Here is a 14,455-nt window from a genome sequence, read left to right on the forward strand (position 1 = left end):
TAAACCTAACTAACCGGCATTGGCCCTAACCGTCGGAAACGGCGATCCCAGGTCCGATCCCTCTCTTCCCAGGTCCGATCCCAGGCCGATGCCGATGCCGATGCCAACACAGACGCGGGCACCGGTGCCCGTGGCGGTGCCGGGACCGAACAGCTCTGAGCGGACCCCTCGGTGGTGGCCTCAGCGGTAGAACCCTGTCTCGGGCGCGAGACCGTCGACCACATGCGACAAGCGCGCTTTAAGGACGGGTAAAGGACTGGCTGTCGAGGTGTGGCCGCCTACTCAGGGGTGAATGTCAAGAAATAGACCTTTGCGTCCGGTCACTGGCGCATGCCAAGGGTCCGGGTGCAGTCACGCGTTCCATTATCCAGCCGGCCGCTCCCGAAGGCGGGCCGGACGCCGGGAAGCCGTCGGCGCCTACACCAACTCGCCACACCGCCGATGCGCCAGCGGAGCGGACGTAGCCCCTTGAGGGTCGCGAAGAGGGCCTCGTGACGGACGCGAGCTGACGGACACGAGCTGACGGACACGAGCTGACGGACGCGAGCTGACGGACGCGAGCTGACGGGGACGCCAGGCGACCGGGGACGCGGGGAGATTTCGTGAAGGGGATGAGGAGATGGCGAAGGCAGTAGGCATCGACCTCGGCACGACGAACTCGGTCATCGCGACCACGGAGGATGGGCACCCGACGGTCATTCCCAACGCCGAGGGATCGCGGACGACGCCCTCGGTCGTGGCGTTCACCGATCAGGGTGAAGTCCTCGTCGGCCAGATGGCGAGACGCCAGGCGATCCTGAACCCCAAGGGGACCATCTATTCCGCCAAGCGTTTCATCGGCCGCCGCTACGACGAGGTCCAGGATGAGATCAAGGCCGTGTCGTTCGACGTGGTGCCGGGGCCCGACGGCGCTGTCCGGTTCAAGGTCAAGGAGAAGCTGTACGCTCCGGAGGAGATCTCCGCGTTCGTACTGAGGAAGCTCGTGTCGGATGCGGCGAAGTTCCTCGGGGAGAAGGTCACCGAGGCCGTCATCACCGTGCCCGCATACTTCAACGACGCCCAGCGGCAGGCGACCAAGGACGCCGGCAAGATCGCCGGTCTGGAGGTCCTGCGGATCATCAACGAGCCCACGGCCGCCGCCCTGGCGTACGGCCTGGACAAGAAGGGCAACGAGACGGTGCTCGTCTTCGACCTGGGCGGCGGCACCTTCGACGTCAGCATCCTCGACATCGGCGAGGGAGTGGTGGAGGTCCGCTCGACGTCCGGGGACACCCATCTGGGCGGGGACGACTTCGACCGCCGGATCGTCGACTACCTGGCCGACGAGTTCCAGCGTCAGGAGGGCATCGACCTGCGGCGCGATCCCCAGGCGCTGCAGCGGCTGTTCGAGGCGGCGGAGAAGGCCAAGGTGGAGCTGTCCTCGGTCACCCAGACGCAGGTCAGCCTGCCGTTCATCACGGCGGACGCCACCGGTCCCAAGCACCTCAACACCACGCTCATGAGGTCGACCTTCGAGGAAATCACCCACGACCTGATCGAACGACTCAGGCATCCGGTCGAGCAGGCCATGGCCGACGCCAAGATTACCCAGGACGACCTCGACGAGGTCATCCTCGTCGGAGGCGCGACGCGTATGCCGGCCGTACAGCAGCTCGTGCGGCGCATGACCGGCAAGGAACCGAACATGACGGTCAACCCGGACGAGGTCGTGGCGCTCGGCGCCGCGGTCCAGGCGGCCATCATCAAGGGTGAGGTCCAGGACGTCGTGCTGCTCGACGTGACACCGCTGTCGCTCGGCGTCGAGACGCTCGGCGGGGTCATGACCAAGATCATCGAACGGAACACCACGATCCCGGCCCGCCGTACCGAGGTGTTCAGCACCGCTGAGGACAACCAGTCGGCCGTCGACGTCGTCATCCTGCAGGGCGAGCGTGAGCGGGCCTCCGACAACCGCGCCCTCGGCCGGTTCCGGCTGGAGAACATCAGGCCGGCGCCGCGAGGGGTCCCGCAGATCGAGGTCACCAGCGACATCGACGCCAACGGCATCCTGAACGTGTCGGCCCGGGACAAGGACACGGGTGCGGAACAGCGCATCACGATCAGCGAGAGCTCCAATCTCGACAGGAGCGAGATCGAGCGGATGATCGCCGACGCGGAGCGGCACCGTACGGAGGACGCCCAGCTCCGGCAGGCGATCGACGCCCGCAACGAGCTCGACTCGATCGCCTACCAGGTCGAGCGCCGCCTGACCGAGCTGGGGGACGTCGTTCCGGTTCACGAGAAGGCCCGGGCGGAGGCGCTGATCGCGGACGCGCGCCAGGCGGTGAAGGAGGAGGCGCCGATGGACCGGTTGCGGAGCCTGACCGCCGAGCTGCAGCAGGTCTACCACGGCCTCGGCGCGTCGGCGGCGGCCGCGCAGGCCCAGGCGGGACAGCCGGGCGCGGGACAGCCGGGCGCAGGACAGCCGGGACAGGCCGGGCAGTCCCAGGCCGGCCAAGCCGCGTCGGACGAGGACGTTATCGACGCCGAGTTCACCAGCCCCGAGTGACATGGGGGCAGTGACATGAACGCGCGAAACGAGGCCCCGCCTCCGGAGTCGGCCGGGCCCGGTCCGGAGTTCGAGGCGTCCGAAATATCCGAGGCTTCCGAGGCTTCCGAGGCTTCCGAGGCGGTCGAGGAGAGGTTGACCGAGCTCCAGGACCGGTGGCTCCGAGCGGTGGCCGAGCTCGACAACCTGCGCAAGCGGATGGTCCGCGACCTGGACCGGCAGCGGCTCGACGAGCGGGCCCGCGTCGCGGCGGAATGGTTGCCGGTGATCGACAACCTGGAGCTGGCGCTGAAGCACGCGGACGCGGACGCGGGCGCCGTGATCGAGGGCGTCCGCGCCGTCCGTGACCAGGCGGTCGGTGTGCTGGGCCGCCTCGGGTTCCCGCGCAGGGAGGACGTCGGGACGCGGTTCGACCCGTCCCGGCACGAGGCCGTGAGCACCGTCGAGGACCCGGACGCCGAGCCGGGCACGGTCCTCGAGGTCGTACGGCCCGGCTACGGCGACGGGGGGCGGCAGCTCCGCCCGGCGTCGGTGATCGTGGCCACGAAGGTGGAGGACTGATGGCGGACCGCGACTTCTATGAGGCCCTCGGGGTCTCGAGGTCGGCCAGTCAGGAGGAGATCCAGCGGGCCTACCGCAAGCTCGCGCGGGCCTACCACCCGGACGTCAACAAGGACCCGGGCGCGGAGGACCGCTTCAAGGAGGTCTCGGAGGCCTACGAGGTGCTCTCCGACCCGGAGACGCGACGCCGGTACGACGCGTTCGGGCGGGATTTCCGCCAGGTGCCCGAGGGCGTGGATCCGGCGACGTGGGCACGTGCCCGCCGGACCGGAGCAGGATACGCCGGGGCCGGATACGCGGGAGCCGGGCGCGCCGGAGCCGGGGGCGCCGGAGCCGGGAGGGCCCGCGGCCGGGGAGACGAGGAGATCAGGTTCAGCACCGGCGAGGGGATCGACATCGATCTCGAAGACCTGCTCGGCGGCATGTTCGGCGCCGGGGCAAGGGGAGGCGGAGCCGGTGGCCGGGCAAGGGGAGGCGGAGCCGGTGGCCGGGCAAGGGGAGGCGGAGCCGGTGGCCCCACGGGCTTCGGCGGGTGGGCCGGCCGCGGGTGGGGCCCCGCGCAGGGAGCCGACCAGGAGGCCGAGCTGCCGCTCACGGTCGAGGAGGCGTACCGCGGAGGCCGCCGCACGATCACGCTCCCCGGCCACGGGGGCACGCGGACGCTCGACGTCAAGATCCCGGCGGGGGTCGTCGACGGGCAGCGCATCAGGCTGGCGGGGCAGGGCGGCCAGGGCCGAGACGGGGGCCAGCCGGGCGATCTGTACCTGATCGCTCGGATCGCGGATCACCCGCGCTACCGGGTGGAGGGACGGGACATCCACGTCCAGCTGCCCCTCACCCCGTCCGAGGCCGCGCTGGGGGCGACCGTCGCGGTCGACACCCCCGGCGGGGAGGCCAAGGTCAAGGTCCCGCCGGGCACCTCGTGCGGCCGCCGCCTGCGCCTGCGCGGCCAGGGCATGCCGAACCCGCGCGGCAAGCCCGGAGACGTGCTCGCCGAGGCCCGGATCATGGTGCCGCCCACGCCGAGCGAGGAGGAGCGCCGCCTCTACGAGCGGCTCGCCAGCCTGTCCACCTTCAACCCCCGAACTCCGAGCAATCCCAGGACTCCGAGGACCCGGCCATGACCCACACGACGCACTCCGCCCACCCGCTCGTACGGCTCTCGCACACGAACCTGGAGTCCTTCGCGGCCGCCACGGGGCTGCATCCCGAGATGGTGCGCCGGCTGGTGGCGCTCGGCCTGATCGAGGCCTCGCGGGACTCGGCCGGCGACCTGTGCATCCCCCTCTCCCAGGTATCCGCCGTGGCCCGGATGCGCCGCCTGCGCGCCGGGCTGGCCCTCAACTACGCCTCCCTGGGCCTGGTGATGGACCTCCTTGACCGCATCGCGGAGCTGGAGGCAGCTCTGCGATCCCGCTCCAGGACCACCGGAGGGACGACGTGGACCCCAACCGCCTGACGCAGAAGTCACAGGAAGCCCTGCACGACGCCCAGACCAAGGCGATCCGGTACGGGCATACGGAGGTCGACGGCGAGCACCTCCTGCTCGCGCTGCTCACGCAGCCGGACGGGCTGGTCCCGCGCCTGCTCTCGGCCGCCGGGGCCGACTCGGAGAAGCTCCGCCTGGAGCTGGAGGCCGAGCTGGAGCGGCGGCCACGCGTCAGCGGTCCGGGCGCCGCGCCCGGCCAGGTCCACCTCACCCAGCGGCTGTCGCGCCTGCTCGACACCGCCGATCGGGAGGCCAGGCGGCTCAAGGACGAATACGTCTCGGTCGAGCATCTGCTGCTCGCGCTGCTCGACGAGGGGGCCGAGGGTCCCTCAGGGCGGCTGCTGCAGGGGCACGGGCTGACCCGGGAGCGCTTCCTGGAGGTGCTCACGCAGGTGCGCGGCAACCAGCGGGTGACCTCGGCCAACCCCGAGGTCGCCTATGAGGCCCTGGAGAAGTATGGCCGGGACCTCGTGGGCGCCGCGCTGTCGGACAAGCTCGATCCGGTGATCGGCCGGGACGCCGAGATCCGCCGGGTGATCCAGATCCTGTCCCGCAAGAGCAAGAACAACCCGGTCCTCATCGGCGACCCCGGAGTCGGCAAGACCGCGATCGTGGAGGGGCTGGCGCAGCGCATCGCCCGGGGCGACGTCCCCGAGGGGCTGAAGGACAAGACGGTCTTCAGCCTCGACATGGGCGCCCTCATCGCGGGGGCGAAATACCGCGGCGAGTTCGAGGAGAGGCTGAAGGCGGTCCTGACGGAGGTGAAGGCCTCCGAGGGCCGGATCCTGCTGTTCATCGACGAGGTGCACAACGTCGTCGGAGCGGGGGCGGCGGAGGGGGCGATGGACGCGGGCAACATGCTGAAGCCGATGCTGGCCCGCGGCGAGCTCCACCTGATCGGCGCCACCACGGTCGCCGAATACCGCAAGTACATCGAGAAGGACGCCGCCCTGGAGCGCCGTTTCCAGCCCGTCGTCGTGGACGAGCCCTCGGTCGAGGACTCCATCTCCATCCTGCGCGGGCTGCGCGAGCGCCTGGAGGTGTTCCACGGCGTGAGGATCACCGACAGCGCCATCGTGGCCGCCGTCGTCCTGAGCCACCGTTACATCTCCGACCGGTTCCTCCCCGACAAGGCGATCGACCTGGTCGACGAGGCGTGCGCGATGCTCCGCACGGAGATCGACTCCATGCCGGCCGAGCTGGACGAGCTCACCCGCCGCGTGATGCGCCTGGAGATCGAGGAGGCGGCGCTCGCCAAGGAGGACGACCCGGCGAGCAGGTCCCGCCTGGAGGCCCTGCGCAAGGAGCTCGCCGACCTGCGCGCCCAGGCGGACGCCATGCGCGCCCAGTGGGAGGCCGAACGGCATGCCGTACGGAGGGCGCAGTCGCTGCGTCAGGAGATCGAGGCGGTGCGCCGGGAGGCGGAGCAGGCCCAGCGGGTCTATGACCTCAGCCGCGCCGCCGAGCTGACCCACGGCAGGCTCCCGGAGCTGGAGCGCAAGCTGAAGGCGGCCGAGGAGCAGCTCGAATCCAAGCAGGGCGGCCACCGGCTCCTACGCGAGGTCGTGACGGAGGAGGAGATCGCGGACATCGTGTCCCGCTGGACGGGCATTCCGGTCAGCCGTCTCCAGGAGGGCGAGCGGGAGAAGCTGCTGCGGCTCGACAAGATCCTCCACGAGCGGGTGATCGGCCAGGACGAGGCCGTCCGGCTGGTCTCGGACGCGATCATCCGGGCCCGGTCGGGCATCAAGGACCCCCGGCGGCCCATCGGCTCGTTCATCTTCCTGGGCCCGACCGGCGTCGGGAAGACCGAGCTGGCCAAGGCGCTCGCCGAGGCGCTGTTCGACACCGAGGACAACATGGTCCGCGTCGACATGAGCGAGTATCAGGAGCGGCACACCGTCAGCCGGCTCGTGGGGGCGCCCCCGGGTTACGTCGGCTACGAGGAGGGCGGCCAGCTGACCGAGGCGGTGCGGCGCAAGCCGTACTCGGTCGTGCTGTTCGACGAGATCGAGAAGGCGCACGCGGACGTGTTCAACGCGCTGCTGCAGGTGCTCGACGACGGACGGCTCACCGACGCGCAGGGCCGTACGGTCGACTTCCGCAACACCGTGATCATCATGACGTCCAATATCGGGTCGCCCTACCTGATGGACGGCGTCACGCCCCAGGGGGAGATCGAACCGGAGGCGAGAGAGCTGGTCATGGCCGACCTGCGCGGGCGCTTCCGGCCGGAGTTCCTCAACCGGGTCGACGAGATCGTGCTGTTCAAGCCGCTGACGCAGCCGGAGATCGAGCAGATCGTCTCGCTGATGTTCAACGACATCAGGGCGCGGCTGGCCGACCGGCGGATGACGCTGGAGGTCACCGAGCCCGCGCTGCGCTTCATCGCCGAGCAGGGCTTCGACCCCGTCTACGGGGCCAGGCCGCTGCGCCGGTTCATCGCCCGCGAGGTCGAGACCCGCATCGCTCGGGCGCTGGTCGCCGGGGACGTCCTCGACGGCGCGGTCATCCGGGTGGACCTGTCCGGGGGCCGGCTCGTGGTGTCCTACGAGAACCCGGAGGCTGACGATGACATCGAACGGAGCCGGGCGTCGACGGATCGGGCCGAAAACCTCTAGCCGATCCACTGTCCGGCGTGGACGGACGCGGTCATCGCGGGCCGCGGCCCGGCGATCATGCACATCCCCTCGGGCAGCCCGATGACGACGGGATCGCCGAAGCCGCCGTCCACCTCCACGGTGATCCGCGCCCCGGCGAGGGGCAGGCGGGAGATCCGCAGCGAGCCGAACCCGTCCGGCAGGACCGGGGCGATCCAGAGCTTGCCGCGCGGCACCCACGGGTCCAGGCGCAGGAGGATCCGCACGAGCTGGATCGGCGTGGCCGACGCCCACGCCTGCGGAGAGCACGAGGTCGGGTACGGCACGGGCACGGGGAACTCATGGCGGTCGAACCCGCAGAACAGCTCCGGCAGCCGCCCGTTGAATGCGCGGGCCGCGTCGAGCAGGCCGAGGACGATGGTCTGGGCCTCCTCGATGAAGCCGTACCGCATGAGCCCGGCGGCCGTCAGCGCGTTGTCATGCGGCCACACCGACCCGTTGTGGTAGCTCATCGGGTTGTAGGCGCCCATGTCCGCGGCCAGGGTCCGCACGCCGAAGCCCGTGAACATGGCAGGTGACATGAGATGCTCGGCCACCTGTCCGGCCTTGTCCCGGTCGACGATGCCGGACCACAGGCAGTGGCCCATGTTGGAGCCGAGGCCGTCGATGGGCCGTCCGTCCCGGTCCAGGCCCATGGCGTAGTAGCCCCGGTCCGGCAGCCAGAACCTCTCGTTGAACGCCTCGCGCAGCTCCGCCGCCTTCGCCGCGTAACGCCTCTCGGTCTCGGCGTCTCCCGCCTCCCGCGCGAAGTAGTGCCGGGCGAGGTAGGCCGCGTAGACGTAGCCCTGCACCTCGGCGAGGGCGATCGGCGGCCGGGCGATCGCGCCGTCGGCGAAGTTGATCCCGTCGAAGGAGTCCTTCCAGCCCTGGTTGGCCAGGCCCTGGTCGGTCTTGCGGCGATACCACAGGAAGCCGTCCCGCATGCCGTACCGCTCGATCCAGTCCAGCGCCGCGTCGGCGTGCGGCAGGAGCTTCTCCACCACGTCATGGTGCGCCCCCCAGCGGCGCAGCTCCCCGAGCAGCACCACGAACAGCGGGGAGGCGTCGACCGACCCGTAGTAGGCCCGCGCGCCCGAGTCCGAGGGGGCCGTGCTCACGCCGTACCGCAGCTCATGCATGATCTTTCCGGGCTCCTCCTCCGTGAGAGGGTCGGTCTTGACCCCCTGGAGCCGGGCCAGGCGGCGGAGCGTGCCGACGGCGAGGTTCTGGTCGAGCGGCAGGGCAAGCCACGAGGTCAGCAGCGAGTCACGCCCGAACAGCGTCATGAACCAGGGCGCTCCGGCCGCGATCGACGGCGGCTCGTCGGGGTAGTCCGGATCGAACAGCCGCAGCGACCCGAGGTCGGTCCGCGATCTGTCCAGGATCGTGGCCAGCGTCGTGTTGGAGGTGGTGATGGCTCCGGTGTCCACCTCCCACTCGCACAGCCACCGCGCGGCCTCCGCCTGCTGCGGCAGGCACGCGGCCGAGAACCAGGGCTCCGACTCCACACCGTCGATGATGGGATTCGCCTGCAGGCACAGCCGCACGTCACCCCTGGCGGGCACGACCACGCGGAAGACGAGCAGTCCGGGCGGTACGGCCAGCACGGGCGTGTCCTCGCCGCCGACCACCACGCGAACGCCCCTCCCCCGGCTGGCCGAGAAGAGACGCAGCGCCCGCTCCTCGGGGGCCGCCTCCACGTCGGTGACCCTGCAGATGTGGTTGGTCTTCACCTCGAACAGGTCGCAGACCTCGGAGGCGATGTTCAGCGACGCCACGCATCCGGCCGGCTCGTCGGAGAGGTTCCGCAGGACGACGTCCTCGCACATGCCCCCGCCCGTGAAGCGGTCCCTGATCACGAGCAGCGTGCTCTCGGCCTGCCCGGGGCGCCGGGCGGCGCGGCCGATGAAGGTCGCGTGGTACGGCTCGGCCGCCAGGACCTGCAGTTCCTCGACCGGGGCGTCGTCGATGTGCAGCTCCCAACGGGACAGCAGCCGGGTGTCGGCGAAGAAAACGCCCTGCGCCCCTCCCGGCAGGATGTCCCCGTTTCTCGTGGAGACACAGAAGGAGCCCCCCGCCACGAGCGTCATGGTCGCCTCGCCGAGCGCTCTCGGCTGTCCTTCGAACGTCCATCCATCCACGATTCGGCCCTTTCGTTCCGATTTCGTGCTATTGGCCGTCTTCTCTACCTGATGGGCGATTTTACGCGTAGGAGTGACCGGCTGCGAGGCCGCCACCCTCCGTCGCGATCCCGGGGTCTGTCCTTTTGCCCGGCCTTGACCTGCGGTTTCTTAGTCTTCGGCCATGCGCAAGTGGGTCGGGGTCAACGGCTACGAGGTGGACATGATCGTCCTGGACGGCCGTCAGCTGCTACGGGTCCGTCACCTCGGCTACCACATCGCCTTCTGCGGGTCGGTGACCGACGTCGCCCGCTACGTCGACCTCGCGGAGCTCGTCGAGGTCGTGGATCTCCCCCAGCAGCCGACCGCCTGAGCCTTTCCCCGGCCAGTACGGCACGCGAGCGACATCTGTGTAACCGCAATCCGGATGCCGGTCCCGCTCCGAAGTACCTACGTTGGTGGCGACCTGGCGGCCGGGAGGGTGAATGAGGGCTAAACGGGCGTTGCGTCTCGCGGGCGGGCGGGGCCCCGGAACCGCGCGGGAAAGCCCCGAGGACGGATCGGGGCCCGAGGAACTGCTGGAACGAGTGGCCCGCGGCGACCGCGCGGCCTTCGAGCATCTCTACGACCTCGTGGCGGGGCCGGTCTACGGCCTGGTGCTACGGGTCCTCCGCGATCCCGCCCAGAGCGAGGAGGTCGCCCAGGAGGTGCTCGTGGAGATCTGGCGCAGCGCCGCCCGCTACGAGCGGGGGCGCGGCTCGGCGATGTCGTGGGTGATGACGATCGCCCACCGCCGCGCGGTGGACCGGGTCCGCACCGCCCAGTCGGCCGTGGACCGGGAGGACCGGGTGGCGCGGCTGGAGGTGCGGCGGCCGTTCGACGAGGTGGCCGAGTCGGTCGAGGGCCGGCTGGAACGCGAACGGCTACGCCGGTGCCTGGACGGCCTGACAGAGTTGCAGCGCGAATCGGTGACTTTCGCCTATTACGGCGGATACTCCTACCGGGAGGTATCCGAGCTTCTGAAGGTGCCGCTCGCGACGGTGAAGACGCGGATGCGCGACGGGCTGATCCGGATGCGCGACTGCATGGGGGTGGAACGGTGACCGACGAGACGCGTAGTCGCGACCCGCACACGCTGGCGGGCGCGTACGCCCTGGATGCCATCGACCACGACACCGACCGTCTGCGGTTCGAGCACCACCTGGCCCGGTGCGCCGAATGCGCTCAGGAGCTGCGCGGCCTGGTGGAGACCGCCGCCCGGCTCGGCCAGGCCGCGGCCGTGGAGCCTCCGGCCGCGCTGCGCGAGCGGGTGATGGCGGAGATCGGCCAGGTCCGGCAGCTGCCCCCGCTCCTGCTGCCCGGCTCCTCCGGTCCGGGCCCCTCGCCGTTCACCCGCTGGTGGCCCCGCCTCGCCGCCGGGCTCGCCGCGGCGTGCCTGATCGCGGCCGTGGCTCTCGGAGCGGTCCTGATCCAGACCCGTGACCAGCTCGAACAGGCCAGGGCCGGGAACCGCCAGATCGCCGCGGTCCTGGCGGCGCCGGACGCCCGCACGGTGACCGGTTCCGGCGTGGACGGCCACGGCGCGACGGGGACCGTGGTGGTCTCCCGGTCGCAGGGCCGGCTGGTGTTCGCCTCCAGCGGGCTGGCCGCCCTCCCGGACGGCAAGACCTACCAGCTCTGGGAGATCACCTCCGGGCGGATGCGATCGGCCGGGCTGCTGCGCCCGGACGCCTCGGGGGCCATCCCGCCTGTCGTCGCCGCCGGGGCCGGCCGGGCCGATCAGGTCGGCCTCACGGTCGAGCCCGCCGGGGGCTCGGCGCAGCCCACCACACGGCCGCTGCTCCTCCTGGACCTGCGCACCGCCTGACCCGCCGCCCGCTGCCCGCCGGCCCCGGCCCTTCCAGCCGGGGCCGGCGCGCTGTCTGGCTGGGCCTCCAGCTTTTGCCGCCACCGCGCCAATCCGAGCCGGAAGGCGCTCCGAAGGCGTGTCGTGAACTTCGGAAAGCCCCCCGTCGGAGGGCCCGGCGCGGGCCGGGCGCTCGGTGCGCTGTGTGGAGTGCCGGCCGTGGCGGCGGCGCTGGGAGCCGCGGAGCTGACCGCCGCTCCGCTCCGGCCCCAGGCCGGTCCCCTGGTGGCGGTGGGGTCCGCGTTCATCGACCTGGCCCCTCGCCGGCTGAAAGACGCCGCGATCCGCGCCTTCGGGGCCGACGACAAGCTCGTGCTCCTGATCGGGATTGTGGCCACGGTTCTGGCGATCGCCGCCGTGGCGGGCCTCGCCGCGCGCCGCCGCCCCCGTCTCGCCCCGGCCCTCCCGGCCGCCCTGGGCCTGACGGCGGCCGCCGCCGCGCTGTCCCGGCCCGGCGCGGCCCCCACCGACGCGCTGCCCTCCTTGGTCGCGGCCGTCGTCGGCGCTCTGGCCCTCCGCCTTCTGCTCGGCTCCCTGAGCCGGCGGGCCGTGCGCCCCTCTCAGCTGCCTCCTGTCCCGGAGATCGGTACGACGGCTCCGGGGCAGGAGGCGTTCGCCCCGTCCACGCCGGGTCTCCTTGAGGGCGGGCTCTCCGATCGGCGGGCGTTACTCCGCACCGGTACGGCGACGCTGGCCTTCGCCGCCCTCACCGGAGGGAGCGGACGCGCGATCACGGCCGCCCGCGACAGCGCCGCGCGCGGGACCGGCCTCGTCCTCCCGCGACCCGCGGAATCCGCCCCGCCTCTTCCCCCGGGCAGCGACCTGCGCATCCCCGGCCTCAGCCCGTTCACGACGCCCGATGACGGCTTCTACCGGGTCGACACCGCGCTCGTGATCCCCCGCGTCCCGCTTCGCGACTGGCGGCTACGCGTCCACGGCCTCGTGGACCGGCCCGTCGAGCTCACCTTCGAGGAGCTGCTCCGTCGCCCGCTGATCGAGCGGGACATCACCCTGACCTGCGTGTCCAACGAGGTCGGCGGGCCGTACGCCGGGACCGCGCGCTGGCTCGGCATCGACCTCGCCGCCCTGCTCCGAGAGGCGGGAGTGAGCGCGGGGGCCGACCAGATCATGTCGCGCTCCGCCGACGGCTGGACCTGCGGGACGCCGGTGGAGACCGTTCTGGACGGCCGCGCCGCGCTGCTCGCCGTCGGCATGAACGGCCGGGCGCTCCCTCCGGCACACGGCTTCCCGGCGAGGTTGATCGTCCCCGGCCTCTACGGGTACGTGTCGGCGACCAAGTGGGTGACGGAGATCAAGCTCACCCGGTTCGCCGGCGAGCGGGCCTACTGGGCGGAGCGAGGCTGGGCCCAACGGGCGCCCGTCAAGACCGCCTCCCGCATCGAGGTGCCCAAGCCGTTCGCCCGGCTACGGGCCGGCCCCGCGGTCATCGCCGGAGTCGCCTGGGCCCCGCACCGGGGCGTGGCCGCCGTCGAGGTGCGGGTGGACGGAGGGCCGTGGCGGCAGGCCCGGCTGGCGCCCTCCCCCGGCCCCGACACCTGGCGCCAGTGGCACATGACCTGGGACGCCACCCCCGGCGACCACCGCCTGGAGGTCCGCGCCACCGACACCGCCGGGCTCACCCAGACCGCCGACCGCGTGCCGCCGTTCCCCAGCGGCGCGACGGGCAGGCATTCGGTTCTCGTGACCGTCCTCTGACCCCCTCCCGCCCACCATTCACTCATCACGAAGGAGCCCATCATGAAGACCCGTCTTCTCGCCCTCTCCGCTGTCACCGTGGCGCTGTCGGTCACCACGGCATGCGGCGGCAGCGGCGACAGCGCCGACAACAGCGCCGACAACAGCGCCGACAACAGCGCCGCCGCGGCTCCGGCGGCGAACGGCGCCGCGTCGGCCGCGGCCACGCGGTCCGCGATGGCCGCCGCGCCCTTCGGCACCGCCTGCTCCGCCGTACCGGCTTCGGGAAAGGGCAGCTTCGCGGGGATGGCGGCCGATCCCGTGGCCACCGCCGCGTCCAACAACCCCGTGCTCTCCACCCTGGTCACCGCGGTGAAGAAGGCCGGGCTGGTGGACACGCTCAACGCAGCCGACGGGATCACGGTGTTCGCGCCCACCAACGACGCGTTCGCCAAGATCCCCAAGCAGCAGCTCGACCAGGTCCTCGCCGACCAGAAGACCCTCACGAGCATCCTGACCTACCACGTGGTCAAGGGGCGTAAGACGCCCGCCGACCTGCGGAACGGCACCTTCCCGACCCTGCAGGGCGGCCACGTGACCGCCACCGGCTCCGGCGAGAGCTTCACGATCAACAACGACGCCAGGGTGGTCTGCGGCGACGTCACCACCCGCAACGCCACCGTCTACATCATCGACACGGTGCTGATGCCCAGGAAGTGACGACCGGCCGGTGATCCAGAAGGGGTGAGCCGGAGGACCGGCTCACCCCGTCGCTCGTCACACCGGGCGATGCGCCCCCCGCTGACGGTGGTGTCGCGGAGCGGAATGCCGCGTCCGCGGGCCGTACACGTTGAACGACTGTGCCACCTGCTGCCCCTTGAGCTGAGGCAGGGACAGCGGGTTTACGGGGGTGGCGGACACGCCGTCGCTGGACATCGGCACGAAGACGACATTCGGCGACTCGGGATCGACGACCGGCATCTTGAACTTCTTGGGGCTCCGGCTCTGGATCTTGATCGGCGTCCCCACGGGCGGCTTCGCCGCCGTCTCCTTGAGCTGGGCGCTCCCCCCTTCCGGGGGAAGCGCCATCTCGTGTGCCCCCATCTCGGGCGCCATCTCCGGCGCCGTCTCCGGCACCGTCTCCGGCGCCGTCTCCGGGGCGCCCTGCTGAGCCCCCTTCTCCGGGGCTCCCTCAGGAACCGAGGACGAGCCGGCGGGCTTGTCCGGCTTCGAGCCGTCGCTCACCTGCACGGGCAGGGTGACGAGCTGGTGCCCGGCCGGCCGCGTCTGGGCCTTCTCGTAGTCGTCGACCGCCTTTCTGGCCTTCTCGATCTTGGCGGCGACGCTCTTCGGCACCGTCGGCGCCGGGTCGGCGGGCCTGGCCGCCGGTCCGGCCAGGAGCGCGGCGGCGAAAACGGCAGTACAGATTGGCATGATGCTCCCCCGAGGTCATGGACCGTACGAGGAAGACGGTAAGCGTCCCATGCCGGTGTGATC

At 71.4% G+C, this 14,455-nt stretch carries 12 protein-coding genes; 10 read left to right on the forward strand and 2 right to left on the reverse strand.

The window, feature by feature from the left end:
- Positions 1-619: 619 nt before the first annotated feature.
- The 5 genes from dnaK to clpB are packed head-to-tail and all read left to right on the forward strand — an operon-like array spanning position 620 to position 7,219.
- Positions 620-2,548: a molecular chaperone DnaK gene (gene dnaK / locus N5079_RS30840; protein ID WP_261587691.1), complete on the forward strand. Its 1,929-nt coding sequence runs from the start codon at positions 620-622 to the stop codon at positions 2,546-2,548.
- A gap of 15 nt (positions 2,549-2,563) precedes the next feature.
- Positions 2,564-3,109, forward strand: a complete 546-nt coding sequence (locus N5079_RS30845; RefSeq protein ID WP_261587692.1) for a nucleotide exchange factor GrpE — start codon at positions 2,564-2,566, stop codon at positions 3,107-3,109.
- Positions 3,109-4,233, forward strand: a complete 1,125-nt coding sequence (locus N5079_RS30850) for a J domain-containing protein (protein WP_261587693.1) — start codon at positions 3,109-3,111, stop codon at positions 4,231-4,233. Before N5079_RS30845 ends, N5079_RS30850 begins: the two co-directional genes overlap by 1 nt.
- Entirely contained in the window at positions 4,230-4,568 is a 339-nt protein-coding gene (locus tag N5079_RS30855) for a chaperone modulator CbpM (RefSeq protein ID WP_261587694.1), read from the forward strand. Before N5079_RS30850 ends, N5079_RS30855 begins: the two co-directional genes overlap by 4 nt.
- Positions 4,550-7,219, forward strand: a complete 2,670-nt coding sequence (gene clpB / locus N5079_RS30860) for an ATP-dependent chaperone ClpB (protein WP_261587695.1) — start codon at positions 4,550-4,552, stop codon at positions 7,217-7,219. Before N5079_RS30855 ends, clpB begins: the two co-directional genes overlap by 19 nt.
- On the opposite strand, the gene N5079_RS30865 is transcribed toward clpB, so the two are convergent.
- A complete protein-coding gene (locus N5079_RS30865; RefSeq protein ID WP_261587696.1) occupies positions 7,216-9,378 on the reverse strand; it encodes a glycogen debranching N-terminal domain-containing protein in 2,163 nt (720 codons plus the stop codon). The two genes, clpB and N5079_RS30865, sit on opposite strands and share 4 nt — an antisense overlap.
- A gap of 163 nt (positions 9,379-9,541) precedes the next feature.
- On the opposite strand from N5079_RS30865, the gene N5079_RS30870 reads away from it, so the two are divergent.
- The 5 genes from N5079_RS30870 (at position 9,542) to N5079_RS30890 (ending at position 13,678) form a co-directional block, all read left to right on the forward strand.
- A complete protein-coding gene (locus N5079_RS30870; protein WP_261587697.1) occupies positions 9,542-9,730 on the forward strand; it encodes a transposase in 189 nt (62 codons plus the stop codon).
- Between the two features lie 112 nt (positions 9,731-9,842).
- On the forward strand, positions 9,843-10,460 hold the full coding sequence (gene sigK, locus N5079_RS30875) for an ECF RNA polymerase sigma factor SigK (RefSeq protein WP_261587698.1): 618 nt from the start codon (positions 9,843-9,845) through the stop codon (positions 10,458-10,460).
- Positions 10,457-11,224, forward strand: a complete 768-nt coding sequence (locus tag N5079_RS30880; protein WP_261587699.1) for an anti-sigma factor domain-containing protein — start codon at positions 10,457-10,459, stop codon at positions 11,222-11,224. The genes sigK and N5079_RS30880 overlap by 4 nt, the downstream gene beginning before the upstream one ends.
- A 123-nt stretch (positions 11,225-11,347) precedes the next feature.
- Positions 11,348-12,979, forward strand: a complete 1,632-nt coding sequence (locus N5079_RS30885; RefSeq protein ID WP_261587700.1) for a molybdopterin-dependent oxidoreductase — start codon at positions 11,348-11,350, stop codon at positions 12,977-12,979.
- 42 nt (positions 12,980-13,021) lie between these two features.
- Complete coding sequence (locus N5079_RS30890; RefSeq protein ID WP_261587701.1) at positions 13,022-13,678, forward strand: fasciclin domain-containing protein; 657 nt, start codon at positions 13,022-13,024, stop codon at positions 13,676-13,678.
- A gap of 57 nt (positions 13,679-13,735) precedes the next feature.
- Here the strand turns inward: N5079_RS30890 and N5079_RS30895 are convergent, their stop codons facing one another.
- A complete protein-coding gene (locus tag N5079_RS30895; RefSeq protein ID WP_261587702.1) occupies positions 13,736-14,392 on the reverse strand; it encodes a hypothetical protein in 657 nt (218 codons plus the stop codon).
- Positions 14,393-14,455 lie beyond the last annotated feature (63 nt).

The organism is Planotetraspora sp. A-T 1434, assembly GCF_025420585.1.
Taxonomy (GTDB): domain Bacteria; phylum Actinomycetota; class Actinomycetes; order Streptosporangiales; family Streptosporangiaceae; genus JAOEGB01.